Annotated in this window: 15 protein-coding genes; 5 read left to right on the top strand and 10 right to left on the bottom strand. The window is 69.9% G+C overall.

Going from position 1 to position 16,088, the window contains the following annotated elements; all coding sequences use genetic code 11:
* Window positions 1-126: 126 nt before the first annotated feature.
* Window positions 127-891 carry a crotonase/enoyl-CoA hydratase family protein gene (locus KBO27_RS31005; protein WP_210973400.1) on the top strand — a complete coding sequence of 255 codons (765 nt, stop codon included), beginning with the start codon at window positions 127-129 and terminating at the stop codon, window positions 889-891.
* Between the two features lie 72 nt (window positions 892-963).
* Here KBO27_RS31005 and KBO27_RS31000 read toward each other — a convergent pair whose 3' ends face one another.
* The 7 genes from KBO27_RS31000 to KBO27_RS30970 form a co-directional block, all read right to left on the bottom strand.
* Window positions 964-1,989 carry a Gfo/Idh/MocA family protein gene (locus tag KBO27_RS31000; RefSeq protein ID WP_210973399.1) on the bottom strand — a complete coding sequence of 342 codons (1,026 nt, stop codon included), beginning with the start codon at window positions 1,987-1,989 and terminating at the stop codon, window positions 964-966.
* The gene (locus KBO27_RS30995) at window positions 1,982-2,974 is read right to left on the bottom strand and encodes a Gfo/Idh/MocA family protein (protein ID WP_210973398.1); all 993 of its coding nucleotides are present in this window, start codon (window positions 2,972-2,974) and stop codon (window positions 1,982-1,984) included. Before KBO27_RS30995 ends, KBO27_RS31000 begins: the two co-directional genes overlap by 8 nt.
* A gap of 31 nt (window positions 2,975-3,005) precedes the next feature.
* Window positions 3,006-3,935: a dihydrodipicolinate synthase family protein gene (locus tag KBO27_RS30990; protein ID WP_210973412.1), complete on the bottom strand. Its 930-nt coding sequence runs from the start codon at window positions 3,933-3,935 to the stop codon at window positions 3,006-3,008.
* Entirely contained in the window at window positions 3,932-4,897 is a 966-nt protein-coding gene (locus tag KBO27_RS30985; protein ID WP_246538544.1) for an ABC transporter ATP-binding protein, read from the bottom strand. Before KBO27_RS30985 ends, KBO27_RS30990 begins: the two co-directional genes overlap by 4 nt.
* The gene (locus KBO27_RS30980) at window positions 4,894-6,834 is read right to left on the bottom strand and encodes a dipeptide/oligopeptide/nickel ABC transporter permease/ATP-binding protein (RefSeq protein ID WP_210973397.1); all 1,941 of its coding nucleotides are present in this window, start codon (window positions 6,832-6,834) and stop codon (window positions 4,894-4,896) included. The genes KBO27_RS30985 and KBO27_RS30980 overlap by 4 nt, the downstream gene beginning before the upstream one ends.
* Before the next feature lies 1 nt (window position 6,835).
* Complete coding sequence (locus tag KBO27_RS30975; RefSeq protein ID WP_210973396.1) at window positions 6,836-7,786, bottom strand: ABC transporter permease; 951 nt, start codon at window positions 7,784-7,786, stop codon at window positions 6,836-6,838.
* 278 nt (window positions 7,787-8,064) lie between these two features.
* A complete protein-coding gene (locus KBO27_RS30970; RefSeq protein WP_307870715.1) occupies window positions 8,065-9,513 on the bottom strand; it encodes an ABC transporter substrate-binding protein in 1,449 nt (482 codons plus the stop codon).
* A gap of 252 nt (window positions 9,514-9,765) precedes the next feature.
* On the opposite strand from KBO27_RS30970, the gene KBO27_RS30965 reads away from it, so the two are divergent.
* From KBO27_RS30965 to KBO27_RS30950, 4 genes are all read left to right on the top strand, one after another.
* Entirely contained in the window at window positions 9,766-10,512 is a 747-nt protein-coding gene (locus KBO27_RS30965) for a FadR/GntR family transcriptional regulator (RefSeq protein WP_210973395.1), read from the top strand.
* Window positions 10,513-10,761: 249 nt separating this feature from the next.
* Window positions 10,762-11,802, top strand: a complete 1,041-nt coding sequence (locus KBO27_RS30960) for a sialidase family protein (RefSeq protein ID WP_210973394.1) — start codon at window positions 10,762-10,764, stop codon at window positions 11,800-11,802.
* 264 nt (window positions 11,803-12,066) lie between these two features.
* Window positions 12,067-13,077: a hypothetical protein gene (locus tag KBO27_RS30955; RefSeq protein WP_210973393.1), complete on the top strand. Its 1,011-nt coding sequence runs from the start codon at window positions 12,067-12,069 to the stop codon at window positions 13,075-13,077.
* A 67-nt stretch (window positions 13,078-13,144) separates the two neighbouring features.
* The gene (locus KBO27_RS30950) at window positions 13,145-13,459 is read left to right on the top strand and encodes a CGNR zinc finger domain-containing protein (protein WP_307870714.1); all 315 of its coding nucleotides are present in this window, start codon (window positions 13,145-13,147) and stop codon (window positions 13,457-13,459) included.
* Here the strand turns inward: KBO27_RS30950 and KBO27_RS30945 are convergent.
* From KBO27_RS30945 to KBO27_RS30935, 3 genes are all read right to left on the bottom strand, one after another.
* A complete protein-coding gene (locus KBO27_RS30945; RefSeq protein ID WP_210973391.1) occupies window positions 13,441-14,049 on the bottom strand; it encodes a dihydrofolate reductase family protein in 609 nt (202 codons plus the stop codon). The two genes, KBO27_RS30950 and KBO27_RS30945, sit on opposite strands and share 19 nt — an antisense overlap.
* Before the next feature lie 98 nt (window positions 14,050-14,147).
* The gene (locus KBO27_RS30940; protein ID WP_210973390.1) at window positions 14,148-15,290 is read right to left on the bottom strand and encodes a CaiB/BaiF CoA transferase family protein; all 1,143 of its coding nucleotides are present in this window, start codon (window positions 15,288-15,290) and stop codon (window positions 14,148-14,150) included.
* Between the two features lie 32 nt (window positions 15,291-15,322).
* Window positions 15,323-16,072: a GntR family transcriptional regulator gene (locus KBO27_RS30935; RefSeq protein ID WP_210973389.1), complete on the bottom strand. Its 750-nt coding sequence runs from the start codon at window positions 16,070-16,072 to the stop codon at window positions 15,323-15,325.
* Window positions 16,073-16,088: the final 16 nt, after the last annotated feature.

Here is a 16,088-nt window from a genome sequence, read left to right as displayed (position 1 = left end):
CCCCCCCCCCCCCCCCGCCGCTGTGGTTCTCTCCCCGCAACGGCTTAACAACCCCACATCCTTGCCGACTGATCGACGGCGACGCATGCTCGGGTGCGGTACAGCAGCAGCGAAGGAGACACCGCTATGACCGACAGCGTCCTGACGGAGTTCGCCGACGGGGTAGCCCTGATCACCATCAACCGCCCCGAGGCCCGCAACGCCGTCGATCGCTCGGTCGCGGACGGCATCGCCGCCGCCATCGACGAGTTCGAAGCGCGCTCGGACCTGACCATCGCCATCCTCACCGGGGCCGGGGGCACGTTCTCCGCGGGCATGGACCTCAAGGCCTTCACCCGCGGCGAGCGGCCCAGCATCCCCGGCCGGGGGTTCGGCGGCCTCACGGAGAAGCCACCGACGAAGCCGCTGATCGCGGCGGTCGAGGGCTGGGCGCTGGCCGGCGGCTGCGAGCTCGCCCTCAGCGCGGACCTCATCGTGGCGGCCCGCGATGCCAAGTTCGGGCTGCCGGAGGTCAAGCGCAGCCTGGTCGCCGCCGCGGGCGGGCTGCTGCGGCTGCCCAAGACGCTGCCCTACCAGCTGGCGATGCAGGTCGCGCTCACCGGTGACCCGCTCGCCGCCGAGGTCGCCCACCAGCACGGCATGGTCAACGCCCTGACCGAACCCGGGAAGGCCCTCGACGAGGCCCGCGCGCTGGCAGCGCGGATCGCCGAGAACGGACCGCTCGCGGTGCGCGCCACCAAGCAGATCGTCGCCGGCGCCGTCGACTGGACCGACGCGGAAGCGTTCAGCCGCCAGTCCGAGATCGCGTCTCCGGTCTTCCGCTCCGCCGACGCCCAAGAAGGCGCCCGCGCCTTCGCCGAGAAGCGCCCCCCGGTCTGGCGCGGCGCCTGACCAGGCACACCCCAAGGCCGGCTGATCAGCAACAGCGCAGATCAGCCGGCCGATCCGTCTTCTCCTGATCGATCAGGACTGGACATGCTGCGGCGTCCCCGAGGCAGCCGATCGGTAGGCCGCGTCGAGCACCGACAGCGTCCAGTGGGCGTCGAGGATCGTGTACGCGGGAGGACGTCCCGCGGCGAAGGCCGCCACGGCGTCGTCCAGCACTGCTTCGATCCCCTGACGCGCGGCGGGTCCGCCCGCGCTCCTGGCGGTGACCGAGCCGTCGTCGCCGTACCGGAGCAGGGCCGGCGAGTCGTCGTCCACCGCGAACGATCCGCGAGAGCCGATCACCCGCAACGTCGCCGCGTTCGGACCCGATGTGGGAGCGGCGGGGACCCTGCCGACGGTGGCCGTCGCGGTCACCCCGCGTTCCAGGAGCAGCGACAGGACGGCGACGTCCTCCACCTCGTGCTCGGCGTGCGCGGCGGAGAACAACGTCCCGGTCTCGGCGTGCACCTCGACGACGGCGCACCCGGTGAGGTGCCTGATCGCGTCGATGGCGTACCCGCCGAAGTTCAGCAGCTCCCCGCCTCCGGACAGCCTCGGATCGACCACCAGCCCCGGCCTTTCGACCGACGTGGCGAAGCGCGCGCCGTGCGCCAGGAACTCCACGTCCACGTGCCGCGGCAATCCAATGTGGCCCGCGTCCACCCATGACCTGGCGCGCCGGAGCCCCGGGACGAGCACGCGGGACATGACCGCGCACCGCTCGCCGTCCGCACCGGAGAGCCGGACCAGGTCGGCGGCATCCCCGAGCTCGGTGGCCGCGGGCTTGTCCACCAGCACCCGACCCCCGCCGCGCAGAACGCCGGCCGCCAGACGTGCGTGCCGGGTCGGCTCGCTGCACACCACCGCGACGTCAACCCGGGGAGGTTCGCCCAGCAGCGGGACCCCGAGCTCATCGGCCACGCGCCCGGAAGCCTCCCACATCCACTCCTCGACGTCGGGTTCCTCGTAGACCCCCACCAGCCGCACACCGCGCGTGTCGGCCAGCAGCGGCCCGTACTCGGCGGCGTGCCGGACTCCGGAGAACAACGCCACATCAAGCATGGTCGACCTCCACCGGCTGACCCGTGATCAGGGACTGCTGCGCGGCCAACGCGGTCGCCAGCGTCGCGCGAACCTGGTCCAGGCGCACGATCGGCTCCGCCTCACCTCGGATCAACCGCACCCAGTGGTCGAGTTGGCGGTCCATCGCTCCCGCGATGCTGGCCGGAGCCGGCTTGGCCGCCTCCGAGATGAGCGCGGGTTCGTCCTCGGTGGAGTGCGCGAGCGTACCGCGCTCACCGGCGAGCACGTAGCGCCGGAGGAAATCCCCCGACCTGGTCAGCCCGTAGGACAACTCGATCAAGGCCAGCGAACCGTCGTCGAACCGGACGGTCAGGTGGAAGCTGTCCGGCGTCGGCAGGTCCGCGGCGAACGTCGGGAACCCCCGGGCGAACACCCGGATCGGCCGCCGCTCGAACAGCCACGTGGCCAGGTCGAGCGCGTGCGTGCCGTTGTGCACGGGATGGCCACCGGACTTGGCGGGATCCAGCTGCCACGCACGCCATCCGCCCGGCCACGTGTGCCCGGTGTACCAGGACAGGTGCAGCAGGCGCGGTGTGCCGATATCGCCCGCTCGCACCGCAGCGGCGAGTTCGGCGACCACCGGCTGGAAGCGCACGGTCTGCCCGACCATGAACACCACCCGCGCCCGGCGGCACGCCTCGGCCATCGCGTCGAAATCGGTGAGGGACAGGGCAACCGGTTTCTCGACGTGCACGTGCTTGCCCGATTCTGCGGAGCGCAACGCCCACGCGGCGTGCGTCGGTGTCGCGGTGCAGATGCTCACCCCGGTCACCGCCGGATCAGCCAGGACTGCGGCTGCCTCGGCGGTGGGGACGGCCCCCGGCGCCCGGGCCGCCACCGCAGCCGCCCTGGACGGATCGGAGCTGATCACGTGCGAGACCCGCACTCCGGACAGCCCGTCGAGCGCGGCGGCGTGGTCGTGGGCGATCGCACCGGCACCGATGATGGCGACGTTCAGCGTCATCGCGGACCCCTCCCTCCTCCGGCGATGACCATCAGAGCACTCCGGTGCGCTGCAGGATCGCCGCGATGGAACGGCTCTCGGATTCGTCGAGGGCACGCATCGGCGAGCACATCGCGTTGCCGGCGATGATTCCGCGCAGCACGAGCGCGGTCTTGAACGCGCCGAGTCCCGCCGCGCTGGCCGAAGCGGTGCCGCGCCGCGCGACGTCGACGATGCCGAACAGGTCCGCCAAGCGGTCCTGCTCCTGCTTGGCACGCGCCCAGTCCTGCGCACCACCGGCTTTCAGCAACGCGTGGTATCCGTGCGGGTCCACGTTCGCCAGCCCGGGAACCGCACCGTCCACACCGGACATCATGGCGCCGTCCACTACCACTTCATGACCGGTCAGGACGGCGAAGTCGGGAAACCCCGCGGCACCGAGGGTGAGCCTGCGCAGCCCGACGTCGTCGCCGCTGGAGTCCTTGATCCCGGCCAGCACGCCGCTTTCGGCCAGTGCTAGCACGCGTGCCGTGTCGAGCTTCCGGCCGACGGCGACCGGAACGTCGTAAGCGATCAGCGGGATGTCGATCGCGCCGGCGATCTCCCGGAAGTGCCGGTCGGTCTCGTCGTCGTCGGTGCGGACGTAGAACGGAGCGGTCGCCACCACGGCGTCGGCACCCTGCTCCTGCGCCGCACGCGCCCGCTCGACCACCCGCTTCGTGGTGGTGTCGATGGCGCCCGCGACGACCGGGACCTGCCCGGCCGCGGCACCGATGATGACGTCGAGCACCTGTCGGCGCTGGGCGTCGGTGAGGTAGGCGACCTCGCCGGAACTCCCCAGGGCGAACAGTCCGCTCACCCCGCCGTCGATGAGGAAGGCGACCAACCGCTCCAGGGATCCGACGTCGATGTCACCGTCGTCGGTGAGCGGGGTGACAACAGGCGGGATCACACCCGTGTAGCGGGGTTTTCGGGCGATCACGAAGCACTCCTCGCGGGAACGGGGTGGATGCAGTGCCAGCGGTGCCCGTCGCGGGCCGATTCCGCTGGGAACGCAGCGGCGCAGGCGTCGTCCGCCCGACCGCAGCGGGTGCGGAACGGACATCCGCTGGGTGGGCTGGTGGCCGACGGGACCGTGCCGGTGAGCACGATGCGCTCGGTCTTGTCGAGCAGGCTCGGCGTGGCCGAGAACAGCGCTTCGGTGTACGGGTGGGCGGTCTCGCCGACGACGTCGGCGGTCGGCCCCTCCTCGACGACGCGTCCGAGGTAGATCACCGCGATGCGATCGGCCAGGTATCGGACGGTCTGGATGTCGTGGGAGATGAAGACCATGCCCAGGTTCAGCGTTTCGCGCAGGTCAACGAGCAGGTTGAGCACCTGAGCGCGCACCGAGACGTCCAGCGCGCTGGTCGGCTCGTCCGCCACGACGAGCTTCGGGCCGAGCGCGAGGGCGCGCGCGATGGCCACCCGCTGCCGCTGACCGCCGGAGAGCTGGCCGGACAGCGCACCGATCACGTGGTCGGGCAGGCCGACCAGGTCGAGCAGCTCCTCGACGCGTTCGCCGCGTTGTTTCGGCGTGCCGCGCTGGTGGACGTCGAGCGGGTCCCGCAGGATCCGGCCGACCGTCAACCTCGGGTTCAGCGCTGTGGCCGGGTCCTGGAAGATCACGCCGACCTCGGCGCCGAACTCGCGCCTCCGGCGGGCGACCGGCATCGACCACAGGTCGTGGCCGTGGAAGTTGACCGTGCCCGCGGTGGGTTTCTGCAAGCCCACCAGGACCTTGGCCAGCGTGGACTTGCCGCAGCCGGACTCGCCGACCACGCCGAGCACTTCGCCCTGCCGCACCGTCAGGTTCGCATCGGTCAGCGCGTGCACCCGCTCTCGGTGGAACACCCCGCCGCTGCGGGAACGGTGCCGAACGTGCACGCCGTCGAGCTCGATCAAGGCTTGCTCCCTTCCAGGACCGCCGAACCAGCGGGGTGGTGGCAGGCCAGGACGTGGTCGGTGCCGCGCGCGGTGAGGCCGGGCTTGGCGTCGCGGCACAGGTCGGTGGCCGCCGCGCAGCGGGAGGCGAACCGGCAGCCCGCGTCCCACTCCCCCGGCGCCGGGACGACGCCGCGGATCTGGTGCAGCCGGGTCGCGCCGGACTCCAGCGAGGCCACTGAGCCGATGAGGCCGCGGCTGTAGTGGTGCGCCGGATCGGCCAGCACCGCGCGGGTACCACCGACCTCGGCGATCTGACCCGCGTACATCACGGCCAGGTTGTGCGCGAGGTCCCCGACCAGGGCGAGGTCGTGCGAGACGAGCACCATCGCGAACCCCAGCTCGTCTCGCAGCCGCTCCAGCAGCTCGACGATCTGGGCCTGGACGGTGACGTCGAGCGCTGTGGTCGGTTCGTCGGCGATGAGCAGCCGCGGGTTGCGCGAGAGCGCCATGGCGATGAGCACCCGCTGGCGCTGCCCGCCGGAGAGCTCGTGCGGGAAGCTGCGCAGGGTGCGCTCGGGCGCGAGTCCGACCAGCTCCAGCAGTTCGGCGGGAGTGCTCGCGGCCCCACGCGAAGTCAGCTGCTTGAGCTGCTTGCCGACCAGGACGGAGGGGTTCAGCGAGGACAGCGCGTCCTGGTAGACCATGGCGATCTCGTGACCGGCCAACGCCCGGCGCTGCGCCGACGACATCGTCAGCAGGTCTTGCCCGCGGTATTCGATCCGACCGCTGACCTCGGCGTTGCGGGCCAGCAACCCGGTGATCGCCAGGCTGGTGATGCTCTTCCCGCAGCCGGACTCCCCCACCAGGCCGAGCGTTTCGCCTTCCCGCACGGTGAACGACAGCCCGTCGACGACGGCGACATCGCCGTAGCGGTCCGGGAACCGGATCGACAGGTCGCGCACGGCGAGCAGTTCCGGGGCGTCGTCGGGCAGCGGCGCCACCCGCGGCTGCCTGCTGCGCGCCCGCTCGGACAGCAGTGCCAGTGCCTCCGGGGGAGCCTCCCCGCCTTCCGCGGTGCGCTCCTCGCGGTTGGAGCCGTCCTGATCGGAGTCCGCGGCGGATGCCGAGGCGTCGGTCATGCCCTCGGCGAGGATGTTCAGCGCCAGCACGGTCAGCAGCATCGCCAAGCCGGGGAAGAGGGTCGCCCACCAACCACCGGAGAGCAGGATCTGCCTGCCGTAGGACAGGACGTTGCCCCACGACGGTGCCGGGTCCTGAACGCCCGCTCCGAGGAACGACAGGCTCGCCTCGAGGATGATCGCGTCCGCGACGAGGATCGTGGCGAACACCAGCACCGGTGCTGCGCAGTTGATCGCCACGTGCCTGACGACGATGTAGGAGCGCTTCGCGCCGATCACCTGCTCGGCCGCCACGTAGTCCTCGCCGTACTGGGCCAGGACGTTGGCGCGCACCACTCGGGCCAGCTGCGGGACGTAGACGACGGCGATCGTCGTGATCAGCACCGGAATGCTGGTGCCGAACACCGCCACCAGCACCGCGGCCAAGGCGATGCCGGGGAAGGCCATGACCACGTCCAGCGCCCGCATCAGCGCTTCGTCGATCCACTTCTTCGACGTGGCGGCGAGCGCGCCCAGCGCACCGCCCAGCACAAGAGCGAACAGCGTGGCACCGAGGCCGATCACGAGGGAGTACTGCCCGCCGTGCATGACGCGGGAGAACACGTCCCGACCGGCGCGATCGGTGCCGAAGGGGTGCTCACCGCTGGGCGGCTGCGCCGGGGCACCGGTCTGCAACGGGTCGACCGCAAGGAAGGGCGCCAGCACCGCGGCCAGCGCGACGACGGCGAGCAGACCCAGCGCGATGCGGGAGCGCATTGGGAGCGAGCGGAACCGGATCCCCGGCCGGGACAGCTTCGTGGCTAGGCGTCCGCGCATGTCACACCGTCCTGATTCGCGGGTTGACCAGCAGGTACATCAGGTCGACGACGAGGTTCACGGCCAGGAAGGCCATCGCGATGACCAGCACCACGCCCTGCACCAGAGCCGTGTCGTTGCCCGTGACCCCTTCCAGGATCAACTTGCCCATCCCGGGCAGGTCGAAGATGGTTTCGATGACCACGGCCCCGCCGAGCAGGTAGGCCACCCGCAGCCCCAGCACGGTCAGGGGCGTGAGCATCGCGTTGCGCAGTACCGCGCGGAGCACGAGCCATCGGGGCAGCCCGTTGCCGGTGGCGGTGCGGACGTAGTTCCGGTCGAGTTCGTTGATCATCGAGGTGCGCACCAGACGGGACAACGAGGCCGCCACCGGGAGCGCGAGCGCGATCGCCGGCAAGGCCATCGTGGAGAGCCAACCGCCGAAGGAGTCCCCGGGGTTGGTGTACCCGCCGGTGGGGAAGATCGACGTGTTCAGCGCGAACTGCTGGATCAGAACGATCCCGAGCCAGAAGGAAGGAATCGCGACCCCGGCGACGGAGACCAGGCGAATCACCTGGTCCGGCCACCGGTCCCGGTTCACGGCCGCCGTCACACCCATGATCACGGCGAGCACCACGGCCAGGCCGAGGCCGAGCGCGGTCAGTTGCACGGTCAGCGGGAAGGCGACGGCGATCCGATCGGCGACCGGCTGGCTGGGCGGCGCCGTCATACCGAGATCTCCCTGGAGCAGCTGGCCCAGGAAGCGCAGGTACTGCACCGGAACCGGATCGTCGAGCCCGTGCTCCGCCCGCCACGCCGCGCGGGCTTGCTGGGAGGAACCCTGCCCCAACGCCGTCATCGCCGGATCGACCGGCGAGAACTGGAGCACCACGAAGACGAGGAGGGTGACGCCGAGAACCATCACCGGCAACACTGCTATGCGGCGGACTGCGAGCCGCAGGAATGAGACCATTTGGGTGTCCTAGCTTTCGTCGGCGGTGGAAGGACCGCTCGCTCGCTGCGAACTTCCCCTGAGCCGGCCGAGTTGAGGTGGGGCGCCGTGGAGCGACCGCGGCGGCAGCCCACCTCGGCTGGGGAAGTTCGGTGCCTGTTCCGGTCTTCGCCTCGAGCCGCCGCGAGCGCGCGCCACCGTCGCGACATCGGGTCTGCTGCCGGGTTTTCGAACATTGCCCGGTGATCCCGTACCAGGTGGGGTTTCAGGAATCGCCCACGACGAGTCGCAGGGGACCTTCAGGCGCGACCGACGTCCAGGAAGGACAGACCGGTGGTCGGGATCGGCCGGAAGCCGGGCAACCCGGATTGGTCCCACGCGGTCGGCAGCTTGCGGTGCACGATCGGGTAGAGCGGTGCCTCGTCCGAGATGATGTCGATGACTTGGCCCCACAACTGCTTCCGGGCGTTCGCATCGGCAGTGCGCGAGGCTCGGCCCATGAGATCGAGCACCTCGTCGTGCGCGGGACTACCGGCCCAGCGGAACCGCTTCTCGCTCCACGTCGAACTCGTGAAGAACCAGCTCAGAAGCAGGTCGGTGTCCGTGCCGAACACCGAGGGGTCGCCCGGCGCGGCCATCACCTGAAAAGCCCCGGACTCCACCTTGTTGTACTGGCCGGACGACGCGGCGACGTCCAGCTGGGTCGGCACGCCGATGGCGTCCCAGCTCTCCTTGATCAGGGGCGCGATGTCCTTGACCCACCCGGTGTCGGTGGTCATGAGGGTCAACGACAGGTTGGACACCCCGGCCTCGGCGAGCAGCCGCTTCGCCCGTTCCGGATCGTGCCGGTAGACGGTGCCGGCCTCGCGGTGGTCCGGGTGGGTCCGGTGCAGGTAACTGGTGGCGGCGGAGCCGTTGCCGACCATCGCGGTCTGCACGATCTTGTCGGTGTCGATGCCGTAGTGCAGCGCCTGGCGCACCCGCTTGTCCGAGAACGGGGCCTGAGCGCAGTTGAACATCAGGAAGAGCTGCCCGAACGACTGCACGGACTCGACATTCGCCTTGGCCCGCATGCGCTCGATGTCGATGACCGGGACGTCCTCGATGGCCAGCACCCGACCCGACTCCAACGCGCTCACCCGAGCCGAGGGGTCGGACAGCAACCGCCAGACCATGTTCTGCACCTTGGCGGGCTTGGGACCGTTGTAGCGCTCCCACTTCTTGAAGACGATCTTGTCCTCGCGGGTGGCCTCGACCAGTTGGAACGGCCCCGAACCCACGGGCTTGGCGTCGAATCCCTCCGGATCGGCCTCCACGACCTTGCGCGGCACGATCTTGATCACCGACACGCGGCTCTGGAAGAGCTCGAAGGGGTGCTGGAGGACGAATTCAACCGTCGCCGGGTCGACGACCCGCACCTCGGCGAGGAACGGCACGAACTGCGCCATCAACGAATCGTTGGCCGGATCCAGCACGCGGTTGAAGCTGAACGCCACGTCGTCCGCGGTGACCGGTGAGCCGTCGTGGAACACGGCCCCTTCCCGCAGAGACACCTGGTAGGTGGTGTCACCGGTCTTCTGCGGCATCGCGGTGGCCAGCGCGGGGTAGGGCTGACCGGTGACCGGGTCCAGGTCGACCAAGGCCTCGAACACGTGCATGTTCGCCGCGACGGGCGTGGCACCGGACGAGGTCATCGGATCGAATCCGGTGGACAGGCCGTAGGAGATCCCCGCTTCGATGGTGTTCACGTCACCGCCGGAACCTGCGCCGGTGGTCGACGATGGCCCACCACAGGCCGCCAAACCGCCTGTGAAAGCACTTGCGGCGCTGATGGTTCCCACTAATCGGAGGAAGTTGCGGCGATCGAGGGCCGCGCGAATCTGGTCCGGCACGTTGCCTCCCGGGAGCTGCGGACATAAGACGTATGACGTCCGACAAAGGTGATAAGATGTGACCGTAATCGCACTCACCAGGGAGGTCAAGGGTTGCCGATGTCCCCAATGCCCCATTCCGGAAGACCGGCGCGCGGCCACGAGGTCACCGAGCGGATCAAGCACTACATCCTCGAGAACAAGATGCGCCCAGGTGATCCGCTGCCCACCGAGGCCGAGCTGTGCGACGCGCTGGGCGCCTCGCGAACGAGCATCCGGGAGGCGGTGAAGACGCTCAACGCGCTCGACATCGTCGATGTCCGGCACGGCCACGGCACCTACGTCGGCCGCCTCAGCCTCTCGGCGCTCGTGGAGGGACTGACCTTCCGCGGCTTGCTCAGCCCGGCCGACGACTTCCAGACGCTGGCCGACCTCGTCGACATGCGAGAGCTGATCGAACGCGGCATGGCCGAACGCATCATCAACGCGATCGACGCTCCACAACTGGACACATTGGACTCACTCGTCGACGAGATGCAGGCCTGCGCCCGAGCCGGTACGAGCTTCGCCGAGGCGGACCGCAGCTTTCACGCACTGCTCGTGGAACCGCTGGGAAACGCTCTCGTCCACCAGCTGTCCTCGGCGTTCTGGGACGTCTACGCGATCGTCGCCCCGCACCTGAAGCTGATCACCCCCGAGGACGAGCGCACCACGATCGACGCGCACCGCCGGATGGTGGGAGCCGCGCGCGAACGGGACGTCAGCGCGTTCGTCCGCGCGGTCGACGATCACTACTCCCCCGTGCGGGAACGCCTCGCGCTCGCCCGCGGGGGCAACGAGGAGCAATCCTCAGGAGCGCGCCTCGGCGAATCTTGACGGTCACCGCAGGGGGCTGCTTAAGTATCCAGGCATCGAACAAGAGGTATGACGTCATCTCTCTACCTCTGATCTCTTCTCCGCGTCGTCCACCACCCGAGGAGTCCGACCGTGGAACCGATCCGTTCACGCTCATTTCGCCGCGCCGTCGCGATGACCGCCGCCTTCGCCGCCTTGCCCGCGTTGACCCACGCATCCGCGCAGGCGTCGGAAACCCCTTCCCCCGCAGCCCAATCCACCGACCTGGCCGTGAGCACTCCGCCGTCGGTGACCTACCGGATCCCAGCACTGACCACCACGAGCGAGGGCACCGTGCTCGCCGCGTTCGACAAGCGCAACAACCAGTCCTCCGATCTCCCGGGCGACATCGACGTGCTCGTGCGGCGCAGCACCGACAACGGGGCCACCTGGAGCGAGCCGCGCGAAGTGGTCAACCATCCCGGTCCGCAGGGGTGCGGCGACTCCAGCCTCGTCAACGACCCGTCCACCGGCCGGATCTTCCTGTTCTGCACCTACAGCGCGGGAAACGTCGGTTTTTGGGACTCCCAGCCCGGTACCTCCGACCCGGACGACCCGAACACGCTGCACGTGCGCGTGATGCACAGCGATGACGACGGGATCACCTGGAGCGAGCCGGTCGACCTCAACCCCCAGGTCAAGGATCCGAGCTGGCGCGCCGTGTTCACCTCCTCGGGGCGTGGCCTGCGGACGATGAGCGGTCGGCTCATCCAGCCGATCGTGGTGAAGGACGCCGAAGGCGCCGTGCACTCGGGCAACATCTACAGCGATGACCGCGGAAACACCTGGCAGCGCGGTGAACTTCTCGCCGCGGGAACCGACGAGAGCAAGCCGGTGGAGCTCGCGGACGGCACGATCGTGCAGAACAGCAGGGCTGGCAACGGCACCAATCGCCTCCTGTCGACCTCCAGCGACGGTGGGCACAACTTCAGCGACCCGGTACCCCACGAGCAACTCATCGACCCCCGCGTCAACGCCGACGAGATCCGGGTCAACCCGACGACGACAGGTCCGCGACAGGACTGGCTGCTGTTCAGCAATCCAGCGAGCACGACCGCCAGGGAGAACCTCACCGTGCGGATCAGCTGCGACAACGGCAGCACCTGGCCGGCGCAGCACCAGCTCCACGACGGTCCCTCGGGCTACTCGGTGATGACCATGCTGCCCAACGGCCGCGTCGGAATCTTCGCGGAGGTCGGCGAGCAGGACTACACCGAGAGGCTGACCTTCACCTCGCTGCCGCTGTCCACCCTGTCCCGCTCCTGCCCCTAGTGCTCCCACATCCCCGCCTGGCCACCGGCGCGAAACCCATGCCAAGAGAGGGGAAACCGCGTCGGGGCCCGGGGCCGGGCTCGGCCGATGAGGTCGACCATCGTGGAGCTCCGCTGACCACCGAGAGCACCACCCCACTTTTGGGGGGCTGGGGTCCACCCTCTTCTGGGCTTCCGGGGTTCACGTCGATGGGTCACTTTCGGACCACGCGATGTTTCAGAGGAAGCAGCGATGAGCACTCGCATCGGGCCGAGGAGGATCCAGATGTTGCTGAAGAGGAAGACGCAGAGGAGGAGGCAGCGTGCGGTCGCGGCGATGGCGTCCATCGGTCTGGCTGCGGCGTTGGTCGGTGTCGGGAGCGGGGTCGCACCCGCCGCCGGCGTCTGCGGGGAGGGACCGGCGGTCCCGGTGAGCCACGCCCCGCCCACGGATCCCGCGGAGAACTTCTGGGAGTTCGAGGGCAAGATCTCGGATGTCGACGAAGCGGCCCGGACCATGACCGTGAACGGTGCGACGTTGCACATCCCGGACGAGCTCCTGGTCAAGACCCAGAACCTGGACCAGGAGACGGGCAACATCACGTTGACCGACCTCATGAACCCCGCGCTGCCCACCATCGAGGGCGCCGCGACCGGCATCGCGCACGGCACCGCCACCTACACCCCCGCTCCGAACGATCCGACGCAGTCCTGCGTGACCTTCGAGGCTGAATCGGTGTACGTCGAGTTCGCCGAGAACGTTCTGGTCGGGTCCTTCATGGGCGTGGCACCCGACGAGCAGAGCATCACCGTCGCAGGGGCGAAGGTCGAGCTGAACAGCGACCCGCGCTGGCCGGCGAGGATCGTCGACGGCGCCGGTGACGAGAAGACCTTCGCCGACCTCAAGGGTCATGAGGGACTCCTCCTGGAAGCCGAGGGCTACTACAGCACCGAGCGCGGCGCGCTCCAGGCGACCATCATCGAAACCGAGCAGATCTTGGGGGCTCCCGCGGAGGGCACCGATGTCGTGGCCACCACGCGAGCCCAGTGGAAGCCCAACGAGCTGCGGGTCAACGGAGCGGTCTCGCCCGCTGGAACCGGGAAGACGGTGAGCGTCTACCGGGGTGGCGTCGTCGGAACCACCTGCGACACCAGTGCGGCCCCGCTGGGCACCGCCACCGTCGCCGCCGACGGCTCCTGGACCGTCCGCAACCGCAACGTCCGCGCCTACCCGCCCGAGGTGTGCGCCCAGTCCAGCGATGGAGGTGTTCGGGCCGCCACCGTCGAACAGCGGTAGACCCACCACGCCCTACCGCGCAGGTCGTCGCACCGGACCCTCGCCAACCGAGCGTCCGGTGCGGCACGTGTCGATCATCTCCGGTTCGACGAGGAGCTGGGCGTTGGCCAGCCACAACAACGCGCGCCGTCGAACCGGTCCATCGCCACTGCCCGGCGCCTCGCGCGCGCTCGCGACGCTGGTCGTGGCGCTGGCCACGGTGCTGATCACCGGGGAGGTGGAGCGGGTCAAGCGCTGCCCCGCCGAGGACTGCGGGTGGGTGTTCTGGGACTCGACCAAGAACCGCAGCCGCCGCTGGTGTTCCATGCAGGTCTGCGGCAACCGCAACAAGGCCCGCACCTTCGCCAGCCGCAACCGCCCGTCTCAGGGGCGCACGGCGTAGGTCACGTGGGTGACCCGGCTCGCGCCTCGGGCGGTCACCTGCTCCAGCTTCAGCGGTGGCACGCCCTCGAACACCCGCGTGCCCGCGCCGAGGGTGAGCGGCACGATGTGCAGCCGCAGCTCGTCGACCAGACCTGCGGCCAGGTACTGGTTGATGGTGGTCGCGCCGCCCTGGACCGCCACGTCGCGGTGGCCTGCGGCGGCGCGCGCCTGGGCGAGCGCCGACACGATCCCGTCGGTGACGAAGTGGTACGTGGTGCCGCCGTCCATCGGCTGCGGTTCGCGCGCGTGGTGGGTGAGGACGAAAACGGGCGCGTGGAACGGAGGATCGTCACCCCACCAGCCGTTCCACGGGCGGTCCCACTCGCCGCGCACCGGGCCGAACATGTTGCGGCCCATGATGAACGCGCCCGCGGCGGCCACCTGGTCGATCTCGGCGCGGTTCTCGTCGGCGCCGTCGAACATCCACGCGTGCAGCTCGCTGCCCCAGCCGTCGCCGCCGTCCTCGCCGAACGGCCGCTGCTCGCTCTGGTTCGGCCCGGCGGAGTACCCGTCGGCCGAGACCGTGATGTCGCTGATCACCCTGCCCATGCGTCGCTCTCCAGTCCGGACGGCACTCCCCCGAGTCTGCGCCACCCCGGACCGCACCGCACGGACGACGAAGGCGAGCCGGTGTTCGCGACCTCTCGTCAGGCGGGGTCGTCGTCGAGCTCTGCCAAGACGGCGTCGGTGTGCTCGCCGACGTCGGGGATGCGGTCCATGCGGGGTGCGCGGCCTGCGAGGGTCACCGGCGGTTGCAGGGCTCGCAGGGGCCCCACGGGCGAATCGACCTCGTGCCAGCGGTTCCGGTCCGCGAGCTGCGGGTGGTCGGCGAACTCCTCCACGGTGCGCATCCGGGCGTTGGCGATCTGCGCGCGATCCAGTCGTGCCACGACCTCGTCCGCCGCGAATTCGGCGAACGCGGTCTCGATCGTCGTGGTGAGCTCCCGCTCGTTGTCGACGCGATCGGGGTTGGTCGCGAACCTCGGGTCCTCGACGAGTTCGGGGAGCGCCAGCACCGCCTCGCACAGCTTCCGCCACTCGCGGTCGTTCTGGACCGCGAGGAACACCTGCGCTCCGCCTCCCGTGCGGAACGGGCCGTACGGGGCGATCGCGGCGTGCCGCGCACCGGTGCGCGCAGGCGACGTGCCGCCGTACACCGTGTAGTAGTAGGGAAAACCCATCCACTCCGCGAGCGCGTCCAGCAGCGAGACCTCGAAAGCGCTTCCCTCGCCGGTGCGTTCGCGCTCGTAGAGGGCGGTGAGCACGCCGGTGTAGGCGTACATCCCGCCCGCGATGTCGGCCACCGAGATCCCGGACTTCGCGGGCTCGTCCCGGCCACCGGTGATGGAGACCAGCCCGGCTTCGCACTGGACGAGCAGGTCGTAGGCCTTCTTGTCGCGGTACGGGCCGTCGCTGCCGTAGCCGGACAGGTCCCCGACGATCAGTCTCGGGTGACGGGACCGCAGCTCCTCGGCGCCGAAGCCCAGCCTCGCCGCCGCACCGGGCGCGAGGTTCTGCAGGAACACGTCGGCCCTGGCGAGCAGCTCGTCCATCGTCCGCCGCCCCTCATCGGACTTGAGGTCCAGGACGACGCTCTCCTTGTTGCGGTTGAGCCACACGAAGTGGCTGGCCATCCCGTTGACCGTGGTGTCGTAGTCGCGGGCGAAATCGCCGCCGGCCCGTTCGACCTTGATCACCCGCGCGCCGAGGTCGGCCAGCTGGCGGGTCGCGAACGGGGCGGCCACGGCCTGTTCCAGGGCGACCACGACGATGCCCTCCAGCGGCAGCATGGGCTTACCTCCCGGTGTCGAACGACGCAGCGCTAGTGGGTGCTGCGACGGAGTTTCACGCGATACGAGTACTGCTCGGGCAAGAAGTGGTTGATGGCCAGCTCGACCGGCTGCTGATCGGTGGTGAGGTAGATGCGGTCGACGCGCAGCAGCGGATCACCGATGCCGCACCCGAGCGCGTCGGCGAGCGTCTGATCCGCGGAGGCGGCCGTGATGCTCTGCTCGGCTTCGGCGATCGGCGTCGGCAACCGCGTGTCGAGCAGGCCGATGATCGTGGCGTCGCTGACGGCCCCGGCCTGCCCCAGCTCCGGCACGTCGCCGAGCGCGGCGGCCGCCGCCGGGTGCAGGTGCACCGTCGTGTGGCAGAAGGAGTCGCCCTCGTGGGTGCGGCGGAAGACCACGGTGTGCACGACGTCGCTGTCCAAGCGCAGCCTGCTGGCCGCGTCGATGTCGACCTTGCGCCGCAGCGGCCGCAGCACTTCGAGCTGGGTGTCCAGCGACAGCCCCATGAGGTCCTCAATGGAACCGAACTGGCGCAGGTACTGGCCGTCGCGCGGCGCGGCGAACGTTCCCCGGCCGGGCACGCGGTAGACCATGCCCTCGGCCACGAGGTCGTGGAAGGCGCGGCGCACCGTCTGGCGGCTGACCTCGTACTCGTCGGCCAGTTCCGCCTCGGTGGGCAGCCGCGTACCGTCGACGTAGCGGCGCTGCAGGATCGCCTGCCGCAGTTCGCGGGCGAGGACCTTGTACGCCGCTTCGCCGCCGTGCTCCCTGGTGCTCATGCCCGAAGGCCCGTCG

Source organism: Saccharopolyspora endophytica (assembly GCF_018070075.1).
Taxonomy (GTDB): Bacteria; Actinomycetota; Actinomycetes; order Mycobacteriales; family Pseudonocardiaceae; genus Saccharopolyspora; species Saccharopolyspora endophytica.
This window is presented reverse-complemented; position numbering and strand designations above follow the sequence as displayed.